At 53.1% G+C, this 15,231-nt stretch carries 18 protein-coding genes; 15 read left to right on the top strand and 3 right to left on the bottom strand.

All coding sequences use genetic code 11. From position 1 onward, the window contains the following. Position 1: 1 nt before the first annotated feature. On the top strand, positions 2–844 hold the full coding sequence (locus GKC03_03905) for a metal-dependent hydrolase (protein NYT11680.1): 843 nt from the start codon (positions 2–4) through the stop codon (positions 842–844). Here the strand turns inward: GKC03_03905 and GKC03_03900 are convergent. Continuing rightward, positions 839–1,123: an acylphosphatase gene (locus GKC03_03900; GenBank protein ID NYT11679.1), complete on the bottom strand. Its 285-nt coding sequence runs from the start codon at positions 1,121–1,123 to the stop codon at positions 839–841. The genes GKC03_03905 and GKC03_03900 overlap by 6 nt on opposite strands. A gap of 168 nt (positions 1,124–1,291) precedes the next feature. On the opposite strand from GKC03_03900, the gene ftsZ (GKC03_03895) reads away from it, so the two are divergent. The 8 genes from ftsZ (GKC03_03895) (at position 1,292) to GKC03_03860 (ending at position 7,508) form a co-directional block, all read left to right on the top strand. Further along, a complete protein-coding gene (ftsZ, locus tag GKC03_03895) occupies positions 1,292–2,410 on the top strand; it encodes a cell division protein FtsZ (GenBank protein NYT11678.1) in 1,119 nt (372 codons plus the stop codon). A gap of 203 nt (positions 2,411–2,613) precedes the next feature. Next, the gene (ftsZ, locus tag GKC03_03890) at positions 2,614–3,714 is read left to right on the top strand and encodes a cell division protein FtsZ (GenBank protein NYT11677.1); all 1,101 of its coding nucleotides are present in this window, start codon (positions 2,614–2,616) and stop codon (positions 3,712–3,714) included. 102 nt (positions 3,715–3,816) lie between these two features. Further along, on the top strand, positions 3,817–4,041 hold the full coding sequence (locus tag GKC03_03885; GenBank protein ID NYT11676.1) for a protein translocase SEC61 complex subunit gamma: 225 nt from the start codon (positions 3,817–3,819) through the stop codon (positions 4,039–4,041). Positions 4,042–4,457: 416 nt separating this feature from the next. Next, the gene (locus tag GKC03_03880; protein NYT11675.1) at positions 4,458–4,940 is read left to right on the top strand and encodes a transcription elongation factor Spt5; all 483 of its coding nucleotides are present in this window, start codon (positions 4,458–4,460) and stop codon (positions 4,938–4,940) included. Between the two features lie 4 nt (positions 4,941–4,944). After that, positions 4,945–5,424 carry a 50S ribosomal protein L11 gene (locus GKC03_03875; GenBank protein NYT11674.1) on the top strand — a complete coding sequence of 160 codons (480 nt, stop codon included), beginning with the start codon at positions 4,945–4,947 and terminating at the stop codon, positions 5,422–5,424. A gap of 90 nt (positions 5,425–5,514) precedes the next feature. Beyond that, positions 5,515–6,153, top strand: a complete 639-nt coding sequence (locus GKC03_03870) for a 50S ribosomal protein L1 (GenBank protein NYT11673.1) — start codon at positions 5,515–5,517, stop codon at positions 6,151–6,153. Positions 6,154–6,163: 10 nt separating this feature from the next. Beyond that, a complete protein-coding gene (locus tag GKC03_03865; GenBank protein NYT11672.1) occupies positions 6,164–7,171 on the top strand; it encodes a 50S ribosomal protein L10 in 1,008 nt (335 codons plus the stop codon). A 16-nt stretch (positions 7,172–7,187) separates the two neighbouring features. Continuing rightward, positions 7,188–7,508, top strand: a complete 321-nt coding sequence (locus tag GKC03_03860) for a 50S ribosomal protein P1 (protein ID NYT11671.1) — start codon at positions 7,188–7,190, stop codon at positions 7,506–7,508. 178 nt (positions 7,509–7,686) lie between these two features. Here the strand turns inward: GKC03_03860 and GKC03_03855 are convergent, their stop codons facing one another. After that, on the bottom strand, positions 7,687–8,025 hold the full coding sequence (locus GKC03_03855) for a hypothetical protein (protein ID NYT11670.1): 339 nt from the start codon (positions 8,023–8,025) through the stop codon (positions 7,687–7,689). Positions 8,026–8,126: 101 nt separating this feature from the next. Between GKC03_03855 and GKC03_03850 the strand changes: the two genes are divergently transcribed. The 3 genes from GKC03_03850 to GKC03_03840 all read left to right on the top strand — a co-directional run bounded on the left by GKC03_03850 (position 8,127) and on the right by GKC03_03840 (position 11,389). After that, positions 8,127–9,080 carry an NGG1p interacting factor NIF3 gene (locus tag GKC03_03850; protein NYT11669.1) on the top strand — a complete coding sequence of 318 codons (954 nt, stop codon included), beginning with the start codon at positions 8,127–8,129 and terminating at the stop codon, positions 9,078–9,080. Continuing rightward, positions 9,080–10,246 (top strand): AAA family ATPase, encoded by a 1,167-nt coding sequence (locus tag GKC03_03845; GenBank protein NYT11668.1) that lies wholly within the window; start codon positions 9,080–9,082, stop codon positions 10,244–10,246. Before GKC03_03850 ends, GKC03_03845 begins: the two co-directional genes overlap by 1 nt. Before the next feature lie 84 nt (positions 10,247–10,330). Further along, complete coding sequence (locus tag GKC03_03840) at positions 10,331–11,389, top strand: M20 family metallopeptidase (GenBank protein ID NYT11667.1); 1,059 nt, start codon at positions 10,331–10,333, stop codon at positions 11,387–11,389. Here GKC03_03840 and asnS read toward each other — a convergent pair. Then, positions 11,380–12,675: an asparagine--tRNA ligase gene (gene asnS, locus GKC03_03835; GenBank protein ID NYT11666.1), complete on the bottom strand. Its 1,296-nt coding sequence runs from the start codon at positions 12,673–12,675 to the stop codon at positions 11,380–11,382. The two genes, GKC03_03840 and asnS, sit on opposite strands and share 10 nt — an antisense overlap. Positions 12,676–12,789: 114 nt before the next feature. Between asnS and rimI the strand changes: the two genes are divergently transcribed. From rimI to GKC03_03820, 3 genes are all read left to right on the top strand, one after another. Then, on the top strand, positions 12,790–13,254 hold the full coding sequence (gene rimI / locus GKC03_03830; protein NYT11665.1) for a ribosomal protein S18-alanine N-acetyltransferase: 465 nt from the start codon (positions 12,790–12,792) through the stop codon (positions 13,252–13,254). 52 nt (positions 13,255–13,306) lie between these two features. Then, positions 13,307–14,449 carry an acyl-CoA dehydrogenase gene (locus GKC03_03825; protein ID NYT11664.1) on the top strand — a complete coding sequence of 381 codons (1,143 nt, stop codon included), beginning with the start codon at positions 13,307–13,309 and terminating at the stop codon, positions 14,447–14,449. A gap of 429 nt (positions 14,450–14,878) precedes the next feature. Next, complete coding sequence (locus tag GKC03_03820) at positions 14,879–15,223, top strand: Lrp/AsnC family transcriptional regulator (protein ID NYT11663.1); 345 nt, start codon at positions 14,879–14,881, stop codon at positions 15,221–15,223. Positions 15,224–15,231 lie beyond the last annotated feature (8 nt).

Raw genomic sequence — 15,231 nt, 5'->3', positions numbered from 1 at the left:
CATGAGATTTCCTATACTGGACAATCATATTCACCTTCAACCAAAGGGAAGAAATATAGAGGCAGTCAAAGATTTTCAGCGCATGGGTGGAACCCATGCAATACTTTCCCATCTTCCCTACGGTGAGGTGCCCATAAGGAACGCTGAGGACTTCCGGGATTCCTACCTCATCACAACTGGCATTGCGGAGAGATGCAATCAGGAAACTGAAGTGAGATTGCACTCCACGCTCGGCCCATATCCAGTTCTTCTTCTCGGCCTTTCCGAGCGACACGGCCTGGAGAAGGCCAAGGACATCATGATGAGGGGGATGGAGATCGCCCAACAATTAGTTCTTGATGGTGAGGCAATAGCGCTTGGAGAGATCGGTAGACCTCACTTCCCGGTCTCGGAAGAGATCTGGGAGACATCAAACGAGATAATGATCTACGGTATGAGACTGGCGCGTGAGGCTGACTGCGCCGTCGTGATTCACACCGAGCACTCGACGCCGGAACAGATGTTGGAATTCGCTCTTATGGCAGATTCCGTGGGGTTGAAGAGAGAGAAGGTGGTGAAGCACTACTCCCCACCATTGATCTTGGAGGAGGAGAACCATGGGCTCTTCCCCTCGGTCCTCTCCAGCAGGCCGGCCTTGAGAGAGGCTCTGGAGAAGGGCACGAGGTTCCTGATGGAGACCGACTTCCTCGATGATCCGGAGAGGCCGGGAGCTGTAATGGACATCAAGACTGTGCCAAAGAGGACGAAGGGGCTAATCGAATCCGGTCTTCTATCAGAGGAAGACGCCTGGAAAATACACAAGGATAACCCCGAGAGGGTGTATGGTCTGGAATTTAGGCTATAGGTCGAAATACCTTGTTTCGAAATCCCGAAAGTCGCCAGTGAACCCAGACCACTTGAGATCGATTTCGTCCACACGAGCGATTGGATGTTCTTCCCGGAGGCGCCTGACGACCTCGAGTATGTCCGACTCCTCGCCCTCGAAAACGGCCTGAACGGTGCCATCGGGACAGTTCATCACCCATCCTTTTACCCCCAACTCATCCGAGTATCTGCGGGTGAAGTCTCTGAAGTAGACTCCCTGAACCTTTCCCGTGAACCTTGCATCGGCTCTTTTCCTCATGTCCTCACATCATATCATTGATTACTGTTAGAAGTTTTGCCCAGACTATTGCCGGAAACTCCATTGCTTGACGAAAATATAAATATCGGAATTCTCAATGAACAGAACGAATGGGATGCACGTCTCTACTGCAAAGAGCGCGCGTTTTAATCTTGAAAGGTGAAGGGAATGAAATCATTGGTTGAGGAAGCCCTGGCCAGAGAGGGCGGGAATCAGGTTTACGAGGAAACGCAGGGTCCATACTCACACAACAGTTCACTCGAGGCAGAACTCATCGAAGTGCTACAGAAGCTCAAGACCAATATCGCGATAGTTGGTGTCGGAGGCGGCGGAAGCAACACGGCCGCTAGGATCTGGGACGAGGGCGTGGCTGGAGCAGAGGTCATCGCAGCCAATACCGATGCCCAACACCTGCTTGCCATCAACGTGCCTAAGAAGATACTGCTTGGAAGAAGGAGCACTCGTGGGCTAGGTGCCGGAGCGCTTCCCCAGGTCGGCGAGGAAGCCGCCAGGGAGGCAGAGGAGGATCTCAGGAAGTACCTGCAGGACAAGCATATCGTGTTCATCACCGCTGGAATGGGTGGGGGTACCGGCACCGGAGGAGCGTCGGTAGTAGCCGGTATCGCAAAGGACATGGGCGCCCTGACGGTGGCCATTACAACAACACCTTTCAAGGGAGAGGGACGCTACAGAATGGAGAATGCTGAATGGGGTTTGGAACGCCTGAGGAATGTCGCCGATACCGTGATCGTCATACCCAACGACAAGCTTCTAGACCTTGTTCCCAGACTCTCGCTTACAGCCGCATTCAAGGTGGCGGATGAGCTGCTGATGCGCGCCATAAAGGGAATCACCGAGCTCATAACCAAGCCCGGGCTGGTCAACCTTGACTTCAACGATCTCAGGACGATCATGAAGGGAGGAGGCGTAGCTATGATCGGTCTTGGAGAGGCCGACGGTCACGCCGAAGATAGGGCGATGGATGCCATAGAGGAGGCCATAAACTCACCGCTTCTAGAGGTGGATATCAGCACCGCGACCGGAGTTCTGGTGAACGTGCTTGGAGGTCAGGACATGACCGTCTCCGAGGCAGAGAAGGTAGCCGAGGAGATACAGCAGAGGGTATCACCCAACGCCAGGATCATCTGGGGTGCCGCTATAGACCCCGCACTGGAACATAAGATGAGGGTAATGGTGGTCATGACCGGTGTCCAGAGCCAGCAGATAATGGGCAGGAGCACGGCACCCACTCACCTGAAGGGTGCAGAGGTCGACCTGGTGCGATAATCTCAAATCAATCTCAAGGGGGCGAGCGGAATCTTGCCCCTTCCTTTCACCTTACCATCTTAATCCCCGTTAAGATGGCATAGCCAGTCCACCTTTAGATAGGGCTACCGAAACCTATTAAAGTGGCAATGCACGTAAGCCCTCTGTAACTGGGCTGTTGGTCCAGTTTTTGAGGAACGATTGGGGCCCAGGAGGAATTCAGAATGAAGTCTTTGGTCAATGACGCACTTTCCCGTGTGGGTGAGATGACTGAGGAGGTGCCAACCTACAAGGAATACTCAGCCGCCGATGAGGAGCTTGAGAGGATACTCTCAGGCCTGAAGACAAACATAAAGATCGTCGGCTGTGGAGGTGGCGGTTCAAACACCATCGATCGCCTGGTTGATGCGGGAATAATTGGGGCGGATTTATATGCGGCTAACACCGACGCGCAACATCTCCTTATTGTGAGGGCTCCCAACAAGATACTCCTGGGTAGAAGGAGCACTCGTGGGCTAGGTGCCGGAGCGCTTCCCCAGGTCGGCGAGGAAGCCGCCAGGGAGGCCGAGGAGGATCTCAGGAAGGTGCTCACCGGTGCAGACATTGTTTTCATCACCGCAGGTCTTGGTGGCGGCACCGGAACGGGATCTGCACCATTCGTAGCGCAGCTGGCCAAAGAGCTTGGTGCTCTTACGGTCGCTATCTGCACATCCCCCTTCAAAGCAGAAGGAACCATCAGGATGGAGAATGCCGAATGGGGAATGGAACGCCTGAGGAATGTCGCCGATACCGTGATCGTCATACCCAACGACAAGCTTCTAGAGATCGTTCCAAGACTTTCGCTGAACGCGGCATTCAAAGTGGCCGACGAGATACTTATGCGAGGGATCAAAGGAATCACCGAGCTCATAACCAAGCCCGGGCTGGTCAACCTTGACTTCAACGATCTCAGGACGATCATGAAGGGAGGAGGCGTAGCTATGATCGGTCTTGGAGAGGGATCGGACGAGGATCGCATTGATGAAGCGGTCGATGAAGCGATCAACTCCCCGCTCATAGATGTGGACATCAGCACCGCTACCGGGGCACTTGTAAATGTCATCGGTGGAGCGGACATGTCCGTGGCTGAGGCCGAGAGGGTAGCGGAGGTCATTCAATCCAGGATCGCCCCCAACGCCAGGATCATCTGGGGTGCCACCGTTGACCCCACTTTGGAAGACAAGGTGCGGGTGATGGTTGTTATCACGGGGGTCAAGTCCAAATACATACTGGGTCCCAGAGAGATAAGGACCGCCAAGGACGTTGATGTCGACTTCATCCGTTGAAAGGGCTAGCAAACCTTTCGGATATGAAGAACTATATATCCTAGCTGACAAAGTATTTAATATTGGAACGAATTGGCTTTGAGCTTATAGAGAGCTGTTACAATGGACATCGTGGATAAGTCCTGGGAAGTCCAGAAGGACATCGAGGATCGGACTAGGCGGCTGGGCAAGGGCAAGTACGGAAGGGTACTAAAGATGGCCCGCAAGCCCACCAACGAGGAGTTCATCAGGGTCATCGAGGTCACGGGTCTGGGACTGATATTGATAGGCGGACTCGGGTTCCTCATCTATCTGATTTGGTCTTCAATTCCCGGGTTGTTCAGCTAACACTGCTCACTCTGAGGATTGATCTTATGTTCGATGATGAGAAGGAAAACTCGTTCCCAGAGAGCCACATGACCGGCTCGGTGGGATTCACGGGTGATGCCGCCCAGCAATTGGTCCCTGCCGCGGGCAAGGCAAGCTGGAACTTCCAACTCCAAGAACGGGAGGGGAAGCGAGTGAAGGCGGTCCTGTCAATTGGCGTCGACGTTGCTTCTGAGGTCGAGGGCGCCGCTGAGTGGTCGGTTAGCCTGAGCAGCGCCATGGGAGATATATGGACCGATGATATGAGTAAGGACCATATCGAGGTCCAGCTTGAGGGGAAACCCATGGAACTAGAACTTGGCGTTGAGGCTCCCAAAGGAGCTTCGTTCGGTGACCAATTGACCATCACTATCGAAACTTGGCCCGAAGGAAACCCCATGGACAGGAGCACAATTGCGTTCTCCGCCAAGGCTAGACAGTCGGTACTCGCACTCAAGACTTCCATCGGCCACGAGAAGAATGTGGCGGACAGTGTTTACAGTAAAGCAAAGGCGGGAAAGAGCGGGATCTTCTCCATTCTTTCCCCGACCAATCTAAGAGGCTATGTGCTCATCGAGGGCATGAACACCGATCAGCTCAAGGAAACGGTAAAGGGTGTCCGAAAGGCCAGAGGCCTGGTGGATGGCGAGACGACCTTTGAGGAGATCAACCACTTCCTGACCCCCAAGCCCCTGGTTTCGGGCATTATGGAAGGTGACGTAGTTGAGCTGGTCGCAGGCCCGTTCAAGGGCGAGAAGGCAAGGGTACATCAGATCGACGAGAACAAGGAAGAGATTACCGTCGAGCTGTTCGAAGCCATGGTACCCATCCCCGTTACGGTAAGGGGAGATCATGTCAGGGTTCTAGAAAAGGAGAGATGAATAAATGCCAGAGACTATCGAGGCTCTTGTTGACGGTGGCAAGGCAACCGCAGGTCCCCCACTCGGCCCGGCACTCGGGCCCCTTGGAGTGAATATCGGGGAGATCATCGGGACAATCAATGCCAAGACCAAGGCCTTCGCCGGAATGAAAGTGCCGATCAAGGTTATCGTTGACCCGGCCACAAAGAAGTTCGAAATCAAGGTTGGAACACCCCCCACTTCCGCACTGATCGTCAAAGAACTTGGGATCGCCAAGGGCTCTGGGAGTACAAGGGTGGACAAGGTCGGAAACCTCACCATGGAGCAGGCAATGAAGATCGCTGAGATGAAACGGGACTCGTTGCTTGGAAAGACCGTCAAGGAACGAGTCCTTGAGGTCACCGGAACCTGCGTATCCATGGGTATCAACATCGAAGGAAAAACGGCAAAGGAGATGCAGAAGCTGATTCGCGATGGTGAGTACGACGAAGTGCTCACCTCCTGATACACAAAGCTTATAAACGGGAGTTTTATTATTGGAGACCCACCGCTGTAGGAGAGCCGTTGGCTCGTATGCACTACAGGAGGGATAACGTTGGCTGACAAAGAGACCGTAAAAGCCGTCAAGAAGGCTCTAGAGAGCAGAAAGAAGCGTGGTTTTATTGAATCGGTCGATTTGGCCATCAACCTGAAGGATGTGGACCTTTCCGTTCCCAAGAACAGGATACAGGAAGACATCATTCTCCCTCACGGTAGGGGCAGATCGGTCAAGATATGTGTATTCGGTAGCGACGAGCTTGCAATGAAAGCTAAGAACGTCGCCGACCGTGTGATCACACCCGAGGAGCTTGGCACCATCGCCGACGACAAGAAGGAGGCGAAGAAGGTGGCAAATGAGTTTGACTACTTCATTGCCGAGGCTCCTTTGATGCCCACCATCGGTAAGCGGCTTGGTATCGTCCTTGGTCCCAGGGGCAAGATGCCCAAGCCAATACCACCAGGTGCAGACCCCAAGCCCATGATCGACAACCTGAACAGAAGCATCTCCATCCGAAGTAAGGACAAGATGACCTTCCACACTCCCGTAGGTAACGTGGAGATGGATCCTGAGTTGATAGCAGATAATATCGATTCCGTGATCAAGAGGGTCGCCTCCAGGCTGGAGAGAGGTACGATGAACATCGCTTCCGCCTACGTGAAGACGACAATGGGACCGGCGGAGAAGGTGATGTAGGAGGGTCGATATGGCGCATGTGGCTGCTTGGAAAAAAGAGATGGTGAGCGATCTTAAAACGATCATGACCGAGAACCCCGTCGTGGCCATTGTGAACGTCCATGGAATACCAGGGCCGCAGATTCAGAAGATGAGGGCCGATCTAAGAGGAACGGCGAAACTCCTGATGACCAGGAACAAGCTGATCAGAATAGCCCTCGATGAAGTCGCCCAGGACAAGGACGGTTTGGATGGCCTGAAGGAGATGGTCGATGGTCAGTGCGCCGTCGTGGCTACGGATATGAACCCCTTCAAGCTCTTTAACCAGATGGAGAGAACCATGGCATCAGCTGCCGCCAAGCCCGGGGACATAGCCCCCGAGGACATCGTGGTGAAGGCTGGTCCAACCTCGTTCCCTCCGGGCCCCATAGTGGGTGAGCTGCAGAAGGTGGGTATTCCCGCCGCCATCGATGGCGGAAAGATCGTCATCAAGAAAGACAAGAAGCTTGTGGAGAAGGGCGAGCCGATTCCAGAGAACATAGCCAAGATACTTCCCCGTCTGGACATCATGCCGATGACAGTGGGGCTTGACCTTTTGGCCGCTTTCGAAGATGGAATCGTCTATGACAGAGAGGTCCTCGACATTCCACCTGACTACTACCCGTCAATGTTGGCAAGTGCTGCCAGTAACGCGCTGAGCTTAGGTGTTGGGATAGTCTACCCCACCGCAAAGATCACGCCTATACTGATATCGAAGGCCTACCGCGAGGCGCTTAACCTCGCTGTGGAAGCCGCGATACCCTTTGGGGACAGCATTAAGATACTATTGACCAAGGCGGACTCCCACATGCTGGCCCTCGCCTCCAAGTTCCCTGAGTTCGCGGACGAGAAATTGAGCGCAAGATTAAGCGCCGCACCGCCCGCACCGCAAGAGCCCAAGGATGAGGATAAGGATGAGGAACCCAAGGATGAGGAAGACGAGGAGGAAGAGGTCAGCGAGGAGGAGGCCGCTGCTGGTCTCAGCGCCCTGTTCGGATGATAAAGGAGGTTAAGATATGGAATATATCTATAGCGCTTTGGTTCTCCACGCCGCTGGGAAGGACATCACCGATGATGCGATCACCAATATTCTGGGGAGCGCTGGTATAGAGGCCGACGCCGCTAAGGTGAAGGCGCTTACCGCCTCCCTAGAGGGTATCGACATCGATGAGGCCATCGCCACCACCGCGTTCGCTGCAGCTCCGGCTGCGGCCGCGGCTGTTGGCGGGGCACCCGCTGCTGGCGAGGAGCCAAAGAAAGAGGAAAAGGAAGACGAGGAGGAAGAAGAGGTAAGCGAAGAGGAAGCCGCCGCTGGTCTCAGCGCACTATTCGGCTGATCGGGCTTGTCCCTCCAAACCTTCCGCAGGGGATCACTCCCCTGCCCACAAAACCCTTCCCCATTCTCTGATTTTTAAATTGAAAGAAGGGGCGCTCTAGCTCCATGCCTCAATCATATGGATCTTCCGAATCGTTCGGAGGTCGACGAGATTTCGATGACGCTCGACAGAGGCGGCTTCACATCTTCTCTATGACGCGCATGACCTCTTTCTCAAGGAGTCTAGCGAGGTCTTTCTCCATCTGCTCCCTCATCTCATCTGGGACCATGGAAACTCCGAGTTCGGCGGTCACCTTGCCAAGCCGCATGAGTGCATATGTCTCCTTCATCTTGGCCTCGATAAGGTCCTTGATGATCTGTTTGGCCTCCGCCTTGAGGCGGGGGTTCTCCTCGAGCTTCTGTCTCACGTACCTCTTTATCTCATCCTTCACAAGATCCTTCATCGCCTCGACCAGAAGATCCTCGGTCTGGATTGATAGAGTAGACTTAAGAAGTGATTCGATATCGATTCCGTTCATCTCTACCAGTCATACCAACGTTCCCTCCCGTATAACTCATTTTCCTCTGGAGTGTGTAAACAACCATTATATAATCTCACGAAGGTATGCGCTCGATTGGCATGAGATTGGAGGAAATCTACAGGACCGCGATCGAGATGGGGATCGAGGCCGATCCACGCTCAAGGGATGAGATCGAGAAAGTGCTTGCCCGGGCCAAGGAGAAGTACGACAAGCTGGAGGGAAAGGAGAAGGAGTACTTCGACATCGACGCATTCTTCAACCCCTATGCTGACAGCAGGCTTCTGGTGGGAAAGGGCGAGGAAGAGATCAATACCGTTATGGTCGGCATCGACATCACCCCAGGAGAGGTGGTCCTAGCCGATCGCCTTCGGGATAGGGGCACAAGGATAGAGGCTATCATTGGCCATCATCCTCTGGGAAAGGCAGCACCCAACTTCTGGGAGGTGATGCACATGCAGGAGAACATGCTTGAACAACTGGGCATAGGCATCACTGTAGCTGAGGGTATTTTCGCACCTAGGATAAACGAGGTCATGAGACGGGTCCATCCCCGCAATTACAACCAGACCGTGGATGCTTGCCGTCTGCTGGAGATACCGTTCATGTGCCTGCACAGTCCATGCGATAACCATGTCCAGACCCATCTTCAGAATCTGTTCGATGAGAAGGCACCGGATAAGGTGAAGGATGTAATCGACCTGCTGGGAGAGATACCCGAGTTCGACCTTGCTATCCAAGAGAACGCTGGACCCAAGGTGTTCGTAGGGGACAAAGAACGAAGCGCTGGAAAGGTGGCGGTCAAGATGACCGGTGGAACCTCCGGGCCCAAGGAAGTCTACGAGAAACTTTCCCAAGCTGGTGTGGGCACGGTAGTGTGCATGCACATACCCGACGACCACATCGAAGAAGCGAAGAAGAACCACATCAACGTTGTGGTATCAGGGCACATGGCCTCCGACTCGTTGGGCATGAATCTCATCATGGATAACATTGAAGAACAGGGCGTCTCAATAATTCCCTGCTCAGGTTTCATCAGGGTGAAGAGGAGTTGATGAACGAATACCCCGGCCAGAGGTCCAGATTGTTCAAGGACCTGTCAAAGCTCTCGTTCGATTACGTTCCCGAGAGGCTTGTCCACAGAGAGACCCAATGGGAGAGAATGTGGATGCTTTTCCGGCCCGTGCTCGAGGGCGGAGCCTCTCAGACAGCGTTCCTCATCGGCAGCGTCGGGACGGGAAAGACGGCGATGACCAAGCGGTTCTGCCTTGACTTCGCCGATGAATACCGAAAGCGCGGTGGAGCTATCGATTTTCTGGTCGTGAATTGCCGGCAGCGGAGCTCGGAGAACGCCGTGCTACTTCGCCTGGTCACCCACTTCGACGAGGGATATCCTGACCGAGGCTTCTCATCTGCCGAGATGCTCAGGGCCATCAGGAGACACGTCAACAAGAAGAAACTCCATCTCATAGTCGTCCTTGATGAGGCTGATGTTCTACTCAAGAAAGGATCAGGGGATCTGATATACAACCTCTCTAGGTTCGACGAGGAGACTGTGGGAGGAAAGGGTTCCATCTCTCTCATCCTTGTGTCCCAGAGATACGTGCTCGATATGCTGGATCCGGCGTCTCTCTCTACATTTCGGAGGGCTAACGCCATCAATTTCGATCGGTACAGCAGTGATGAGCTCAAGGACATCATCACGGACAGAGTGGAGCTGGCCTTCTTCCAGGATACAGTGAGGGATGATTCCCTGGACCTAATAGCTGACATAGCCTCGGAATGGGGAGATGCGCGATTCGCCATAGAGCTCCTTGAAAAGGCCGGTATGCTGGCGGAGGAGGAAGGCACTGATCTGGTCGATGCCGAACATGTCAGGGCGGCCAAGGCCTTGACCTACAGTGTGGTCACAGAGTCCAGGATAGAGGAGCTCGACACCCAGAGAAAGGTGGTCCTTCTGGCCATAGCGCGAACCATGAAGGACCGCGCATATGTTACCACCGGAGAGGTCGAGGAGAACTACCGCATCGCAACTGAGGAGTTCGGTGAGAGGTCTCGAGGGCACACACAGTTCTGGTCCTACCTACAGGATCTCTCCAACCAAGGCCTTATAGAAACCAAGGTCGCTGGTGATGCCTCGGGGGGCAGGACCACCTACATATCGCTTCCTGACATCCCTTCGAAGGTGCTCAGGGAGAGACTTGAAAGCCTGTTGGAATGAGCGGAAACTAATTAGTGGTCGCTCAAGCCTATTATCAGTCGTTTGTATTCCCAGTTTGGATTCATAATTTGAGGGAGGAGGTAAATGAGGGACAATCTTGTCGAAACCCTGCTTGAACTGATGGAGATAGGAAGTGACAACCGATCGGACAAGGGCCCGATAATCAAGTATACCGTGGGAAGACTGGAAGAGCTTGGCTTGCAGACCTCAATCACCGGTCCCAGGGACACTCCAGCCTTATGGGGATCGTTCGGTGAGGGGGGTATCATACTCTCTGGCCACCTAGATACGGTTCCCGTAGGAGATGGTTGGTCCAGGGGACAAGGGGAGATTCAAGGTGATAGGATATTCGGGAGGGGGGCTTCCGATATGAAGGGGGCAGTGGCCGCCAACCTGGACGCGGCCAAGACCCTGGTGGAGGAGGGGGTCCCGTTCTCGATATTCCTAACAACGGACGAGGAGGAGGGAATGTTCGGAGCCCTGGAGCTAAGTGGTCTCGATGTCTTGGAAAAGGCCAGGGGGATCCTGATCGGTGAGCCCACCGGCATGATGATTGTCGCCCGAGAGAAGGGAGTCTATAGGTTCAGAATCACCACCAAGGGGAAAGCGGGGCACTCCAGCCAGCCCTGGCTTGGCGAGAACGCAATCATGAAGATGCACCGCATAATCTCAAGACTGGACGATATGCTGACGTCTCCCATGGATTTCACGGAAGAGCGGACTGCTTCTATCACCACTATCAATGGAGGCGCCAAGAATAACGTGATCCCGGAGAGTTGCAGTGCGGAGATCGATGTCAGGTTCCCGCCATGGGAATCTATTGAGTTGGTCAGAACATCAATAGAAGAAAGACTTGCAGATCAGGACTACGAGATCGAGACTATTGCTGAGCTTGACTCGTTCGAGGCCGCGGAATCATCGAGTTTGATAAGAGAGGCTGTCGATTTTCTGGATACCAAAATGTACTCAGCGGCCTTCGCCACGGAAGCATCGAGGTTCTACATGCACAACCGTGAGATCATCATATGCGGACCCGGGAAGCCAGGTACCTGTCACATCGTGGACGAGTGGGTGAGCAAGGTTGACCTGAAGAGGTATCGCGATTTCGTCCTCCATATGGCAAGGTTCTCATCTCAGGGATAGACCCTGGTGACGGTCCTGGGGAACGGGATGGCGTCCCGTATGTGCTCGAGCCCGCAAATCCAGCGGACCACCCTTTCCACACCGAGACCGAAGCCGGAATGCGGGACCGATCCATAATTTCTCAGATCAAGATACCACTGATAGGGCTCCATTGGAATGCCTTCCTCCTGCATCCGTTCCACAATTAGATCGTGGTCGGTCTCCCTCTCGCTCCCTCCAATGATCTCACCGTATCCATCCGGGGCCAGGAGGTCAGCGCACTTGTAAAGGGAGGAATCGTCTGGATCCTCCTTCATGTAGAATGCCTTGCACTTCTTGGGAAAGGAGGTGATGAAGACCGGTTGCCGCTGGCCTTCGGTGAGAGCCCTCTCCTCGAGAGTGCCCAGGTCATCCCCGTGACAGATCTCCATCCCGTTCTCCCTAAGCCTATCAACAGCTTTCGAATAAGTGATCCTGTTGAAAGGAGGTTCGACGGCTTCAAGGGGCTCGATGTCCCTTTCCAGAAGTTTCAGCTCATCTCTCCTATCATCCAGCACCTTCCTCAGCATGGCAATGACAAGCTGCTCCTGGATATCCATGTTGCCCTCGTTGTCCACCCAGGCCTCTTCCAGCTCAAGGTGCCAATACTCCGCGAGATGTCTTGGAGTCCGGGACTTCTCCGCTCGGAATGAAGGGGTGAGTGAGTAGACCCTCCCCAGTGAGAAGCAGAGAGCCTCAAGATACATCTGGGCACTCTGACTTAGGTAAGCATCCCTACCGAAGTAGTCCAATTTGAAAAGCGTGGTTCCCCCCTCGCAAGCGTTTGTGGTGAATATGGGTGGGGTGACCTCCACGAAATCATTCTCCTTAAGCCACTCCCTCGCCCCCTCCAGAACGCTCGCCTTGACCTTCATTATGGCGTTCTGCTCCCTGGACCTAACCCAGAGGTGCCTGTTGTCGAGAAGGAGTTCCTCACTCTGGTACTCGGTGATGGGAAAAGGAAGCGCAGTACCCACCACTCTGAACGAGTTAGCCTGCATCTCCCTGCCACCTGGTGCTCTTTCATCTTCGGACAGGACGCCTTTGATTATCGCCGAGGATTCTATGGAAGCGGCCCTGGCCGCTTCGAACTCGCCATTGGGAAGGTTTCCCTTCTTGATGGTTATCTGAATGATGCCAGTCTGATCTCGGAGGGTGATAAAAGTGATCTTGCCGCTGCTCCTGGTCCTGAAGATCCATCCCCTGACGATGGCCTCGGAACCCGGTTCGTGATCGGTTAATTCCGCAATCCTGACTGGACCGGACATCGTGCTCATCATCAGCATTCTAATATCTTTTCCTTTCGGTTCCGTCGACCTCGAAACCGGCAATTTTCCAATATGAGGGCATTAAGATATAGTTCGGGCTGGATATCCTGAAATGTGGTTGACATCCGGAAGGCCGATCCTGCTGATCTCGCAGGAATCGAGCAAGTGGAGGTGGCAAGCTTCGAGTCCAACCGGTTTGAGAGAGGAGTTCTCATATTGCTACTCACCGAAGATAAATTCCATAATTGGGTGGCGGAGGAAGATGATGAGATACTGGGATATGCTTCAATAATGAGGCAGGACAATGACAATGCAAGGCTCCTCTCGATAGCTGTGATCCCAGAAAGCAGGAATCAGGGAGTGGGAAAATCCTTGATGGGTGCTGTAAGAAGGCACGTCAAAGAAAGTGGAGGGGATAGGGTTTCCCTAGAGGTGCGTGTATCCAATGTCCCAGCCATAAATCTCTACCTGAGCGAGGGGTTCAAGGTAAAGGGATTGCTAAAAGACTACTACAGTAAGGGAAGAAAGGGGCCAGAGGATGCTTTATTCATGATTCTGGATGTGACTTCTGAGGAATGATGCCTCATAGGTTTTATCTATTCCCCACATCAGTGTTTATTTGGGTGTGCGGATGGACCTCGATCTGACCAAAGGGCATCGGACATTTAGGGATAAGGTGAGACATTTCTCAGAGGAAGAAGTATTACCAGTCGCGCGAGAAATTGATGAGAAGGATTTGTTTCCAGATGATGTCATCACCAAGGCAGGAAAGATGGGTTTGTTAGGAATCATCACGCCTAAAGAGTATGGTGGAATGGGTAAAGACCTCATATCTTATGTTCTAGCGATCGAGGAGATATCCAAGGCATCCCCCTCGGTCGCTCTCACCATTTCCGTGAACAACTCCCTGATATGTTCTCCACTGGTTCACTTTGGCAGCGAGGAGCAGAAGACGGAATACCTTCCAAAGCTCGCTAGCGGGGAGTGGCTGGGGTCGTTTGCCCTGACCGAGCCCGGTGCTGGGACTGATGCGGGGTCGTTATCCACAACGGCAAATCGAGAGAATGATTCATACATCATCAACGGTAGCAAGATGTTCATAACGAACATGGGAAAGAGCTCGATGATCCTAGTTTTCGCCAAGACATCCCCCGAAAAAGGGACAAGGGGAATCAGCGCTTTCCTGGTTAGGGCTCCTGATAATGCCCTTGTCACGGAGGCGGTATTGGAAGGCATGGGCATGAGGGGATCGCAGCAAATGTCCTTTCAAATGAAGAACCTAAGAGTCCCGATCCAAAACATGCTGGGTAAAGAGGGAGAGGGGTTCAAGATCGGGCTCTGGTCCCTGAACATGGGAAGATTGGGCATAGCCGCCCAGGCTCTTGGAATAGCGCAGGCGGCTCTGGAAGATGCCCTTGAGTACGCCTCTAAGAGGGAACAATTCGGGAGGCCTCTATCTGATTTTCAAGCAATTCAGTTTCGACTGGCGGATATGGCAATAGAAATCGAGGCGGCCAAGTCAATGATAATAAGGGCAGCCTGGCGGATGGAGAAAGGTTCGGCGTCTCCCTCGGATCCGGCAATGGCCAAGTTACTTGCATCTCATGTCGCCATCAAGGTCAGTGGTGACGCTCTCACCATCCTGGGAGGAAGGGGTTATCTTAAGGGTTCAAGAGTCGAGAAATTGTATCGGGATGCGAAGATAACCGAGATCTATGAGGGAACTTCGGATGTTCAGAGGATGATCATAGCCAGACAATTGCTCAGTAGATGATGGCCGGCAAGAAATTCCAGAAATCAGGGGTGAAATAGATATCGAATCCCGATTATGGCAACTGGGCAATATTGAGTTTTATGGTTCATGAAGAAAAATCATTAAATATGAAACCGCGTATCCCCCGAATATCGTCAACTCTCGCGGGATGTTGGCTAGAGGTGAAGGAAGATGGAAGAGACGCTTTGCAATGTTGAGTTCCTCAAAGATAATGCCTCCTATGTCGCAAGAGTTCAGAGCGACCTTGGGGGCCTCAGAGAATACCGAAGCGCAAGCCTGGAAGAGGTTCTGGAACAAGTGATAATGGACCTCCAAGAGGAATTCGAGACCGCTATCTGAATGGCTTCCAAACCCTTGGGTTTAAGCTTCTTTGACCAATTGCAGCTTGGCTACCTCTTGCTCCCGCGCGAAGTTAAAGGAGGAGTTGGCATGACTCAAAACAAATCGGAATATGATTCAGTTATGTCCACCTATTATGGGGACGATGCAGTTTCTGCGATCATCACTCTCAAGGTAGATACCAAAGAAGCGGATACCATTGCCGAGAAGGTCTCAGAGTATCAGGTAGTGGAGGACGTCTTTCTCGTGACGGGGGATACGGATATTATTGCAAAGGTCAAATTCCAGACCTATGACCAGCTGAAGAAGTTCCTCATCGCGAAAATCTCAAGCATTGAAGGGATAAAGGACATTAAGACCCTGATGGTTGTAACTACCTTCAAGGAGAGGGGCGAGAAGCGGTTCGAACCCATTGAAAACGGGGAGAATGAGTAATCAGGACA

The organism is Methanomassiliicoccales archaeon (assembly GCA_013415695.1).
Lineage (GTDB): Archaea > Thermoplasmatota > Thermoplasmata > Methanomassiliicoccales > JAAEEP01 > JAAEEP01.
Note: the sequence above shows the minus strand (reverse complement) of the source record. Positions and strands in the feature narration are given on the sequence as shown.

Bases quoted from the DNA above. Each gene is read 5' to 3' on its own strand.
- GKC03_03905 (NYT11680.1), top strand. From the start codon at position 2: ATGAGATTTCCTATACTGGACAATCATATTCACCTTCAACCAAAGGGA.
- GKC03_03900 (NYT11679.1), bottom strand. From the start codon at position 1,123: ATGAGGAAAAGAGCCGATGCAAGGTTCACGGGAAAGGTTCAGGGAGTC.
- ftsZ (NYT11678.1), top strand. From the start codon at position 1,292: ATGAAATCATTGGTTGAGGAAGCCCTGGCCAGAGAGGGCGGGAATCAG.
- ftsZ (NYT11677.1), top strand. From the start codon at position 2,614: ATGAAGTCTTTGGTCAATGACGCACTTTCCCGTGTGGGTGAGATGACT.
- GKC03_03885 (NYT11676.1), top strand. From the start codon at position 3,817: ATGGACATCGTGGATAAGTCCTGGGAAGTCCAGAAGGACATCGAGGAT.
- GKC03_03880 (NYT11675.1), top strand. From the start codon at position 4,458: ATGGACAGGAGCACAATTGCGTTCTCCGCCAAGGCTAGACAGTCGGTA.
- GKC03_03875 (NYT11674.1), top strand. From the start codon at position 4,945: ATGCCAGAGACTATCGAGGCTCTTGTTGACGGTGGCAAGGCAACCGCA.
- GKC03_03865 (NYT11672.1), top strand. From the start codon at position 6,164: ATGGCGCATGTGGCTGCTTGGAAAAAAGAGATGGTGAGCGATCTTAAA.
- GKC03_03860 (NYT11671.1), top strand. From the start codon at position 7,188: ATGGAATATATCTATAGCGCTTTGGTTCTCCACGCCGCTGGGAAGGAC.
- GKC03_03855 (NYT11670.1), bottom strand. From the start codon at position 8,025: ATGAACGGAATCGATATCGAATCACTTCTTAAGTCTACTCTATCAATC.
- GKC03_03850 (NYT11669.1), top strand. From the start codon at position 8,127: ATGAGATTGGAGGAAATCTACAGGACCGCGATCGAGATGGGGATCGAG.
- GKC03_03845 (NYT11668.1), top strand. From the start codon at position 9,080: ATGAACGAATACCCCGGCCAGAGGTCCAGATTGTTCAAGGACCTGTCA.
- GKC03_03840 (NYT11667.1), top strand. From the start codon at position 10,331: ATGAGGGACAATCTTGTCGAAACCCTGCTTGAACTGATGGAGATAGGA.
- asnS (NYT11666.1), bottom strand. From the start codon at position 12,675: ATGTCCGGTCCAGTCAGGATTGCGGAATTAACCGATCACGAACCGGGT.
- GKC03_03825 (NYT11664.1), top strand. From the start codon at position 13,307: ATGGACCTCGATCTGACCAAAGGGCATCGGACATTTAGGGATAAGGTG.
- GKC03_03820 (NYT11663.1), top strand. From the start codon at position 14,879: ATGACTCAAAACAAATCGGAATATGATTCAGTTATGTCCACCTATTAT.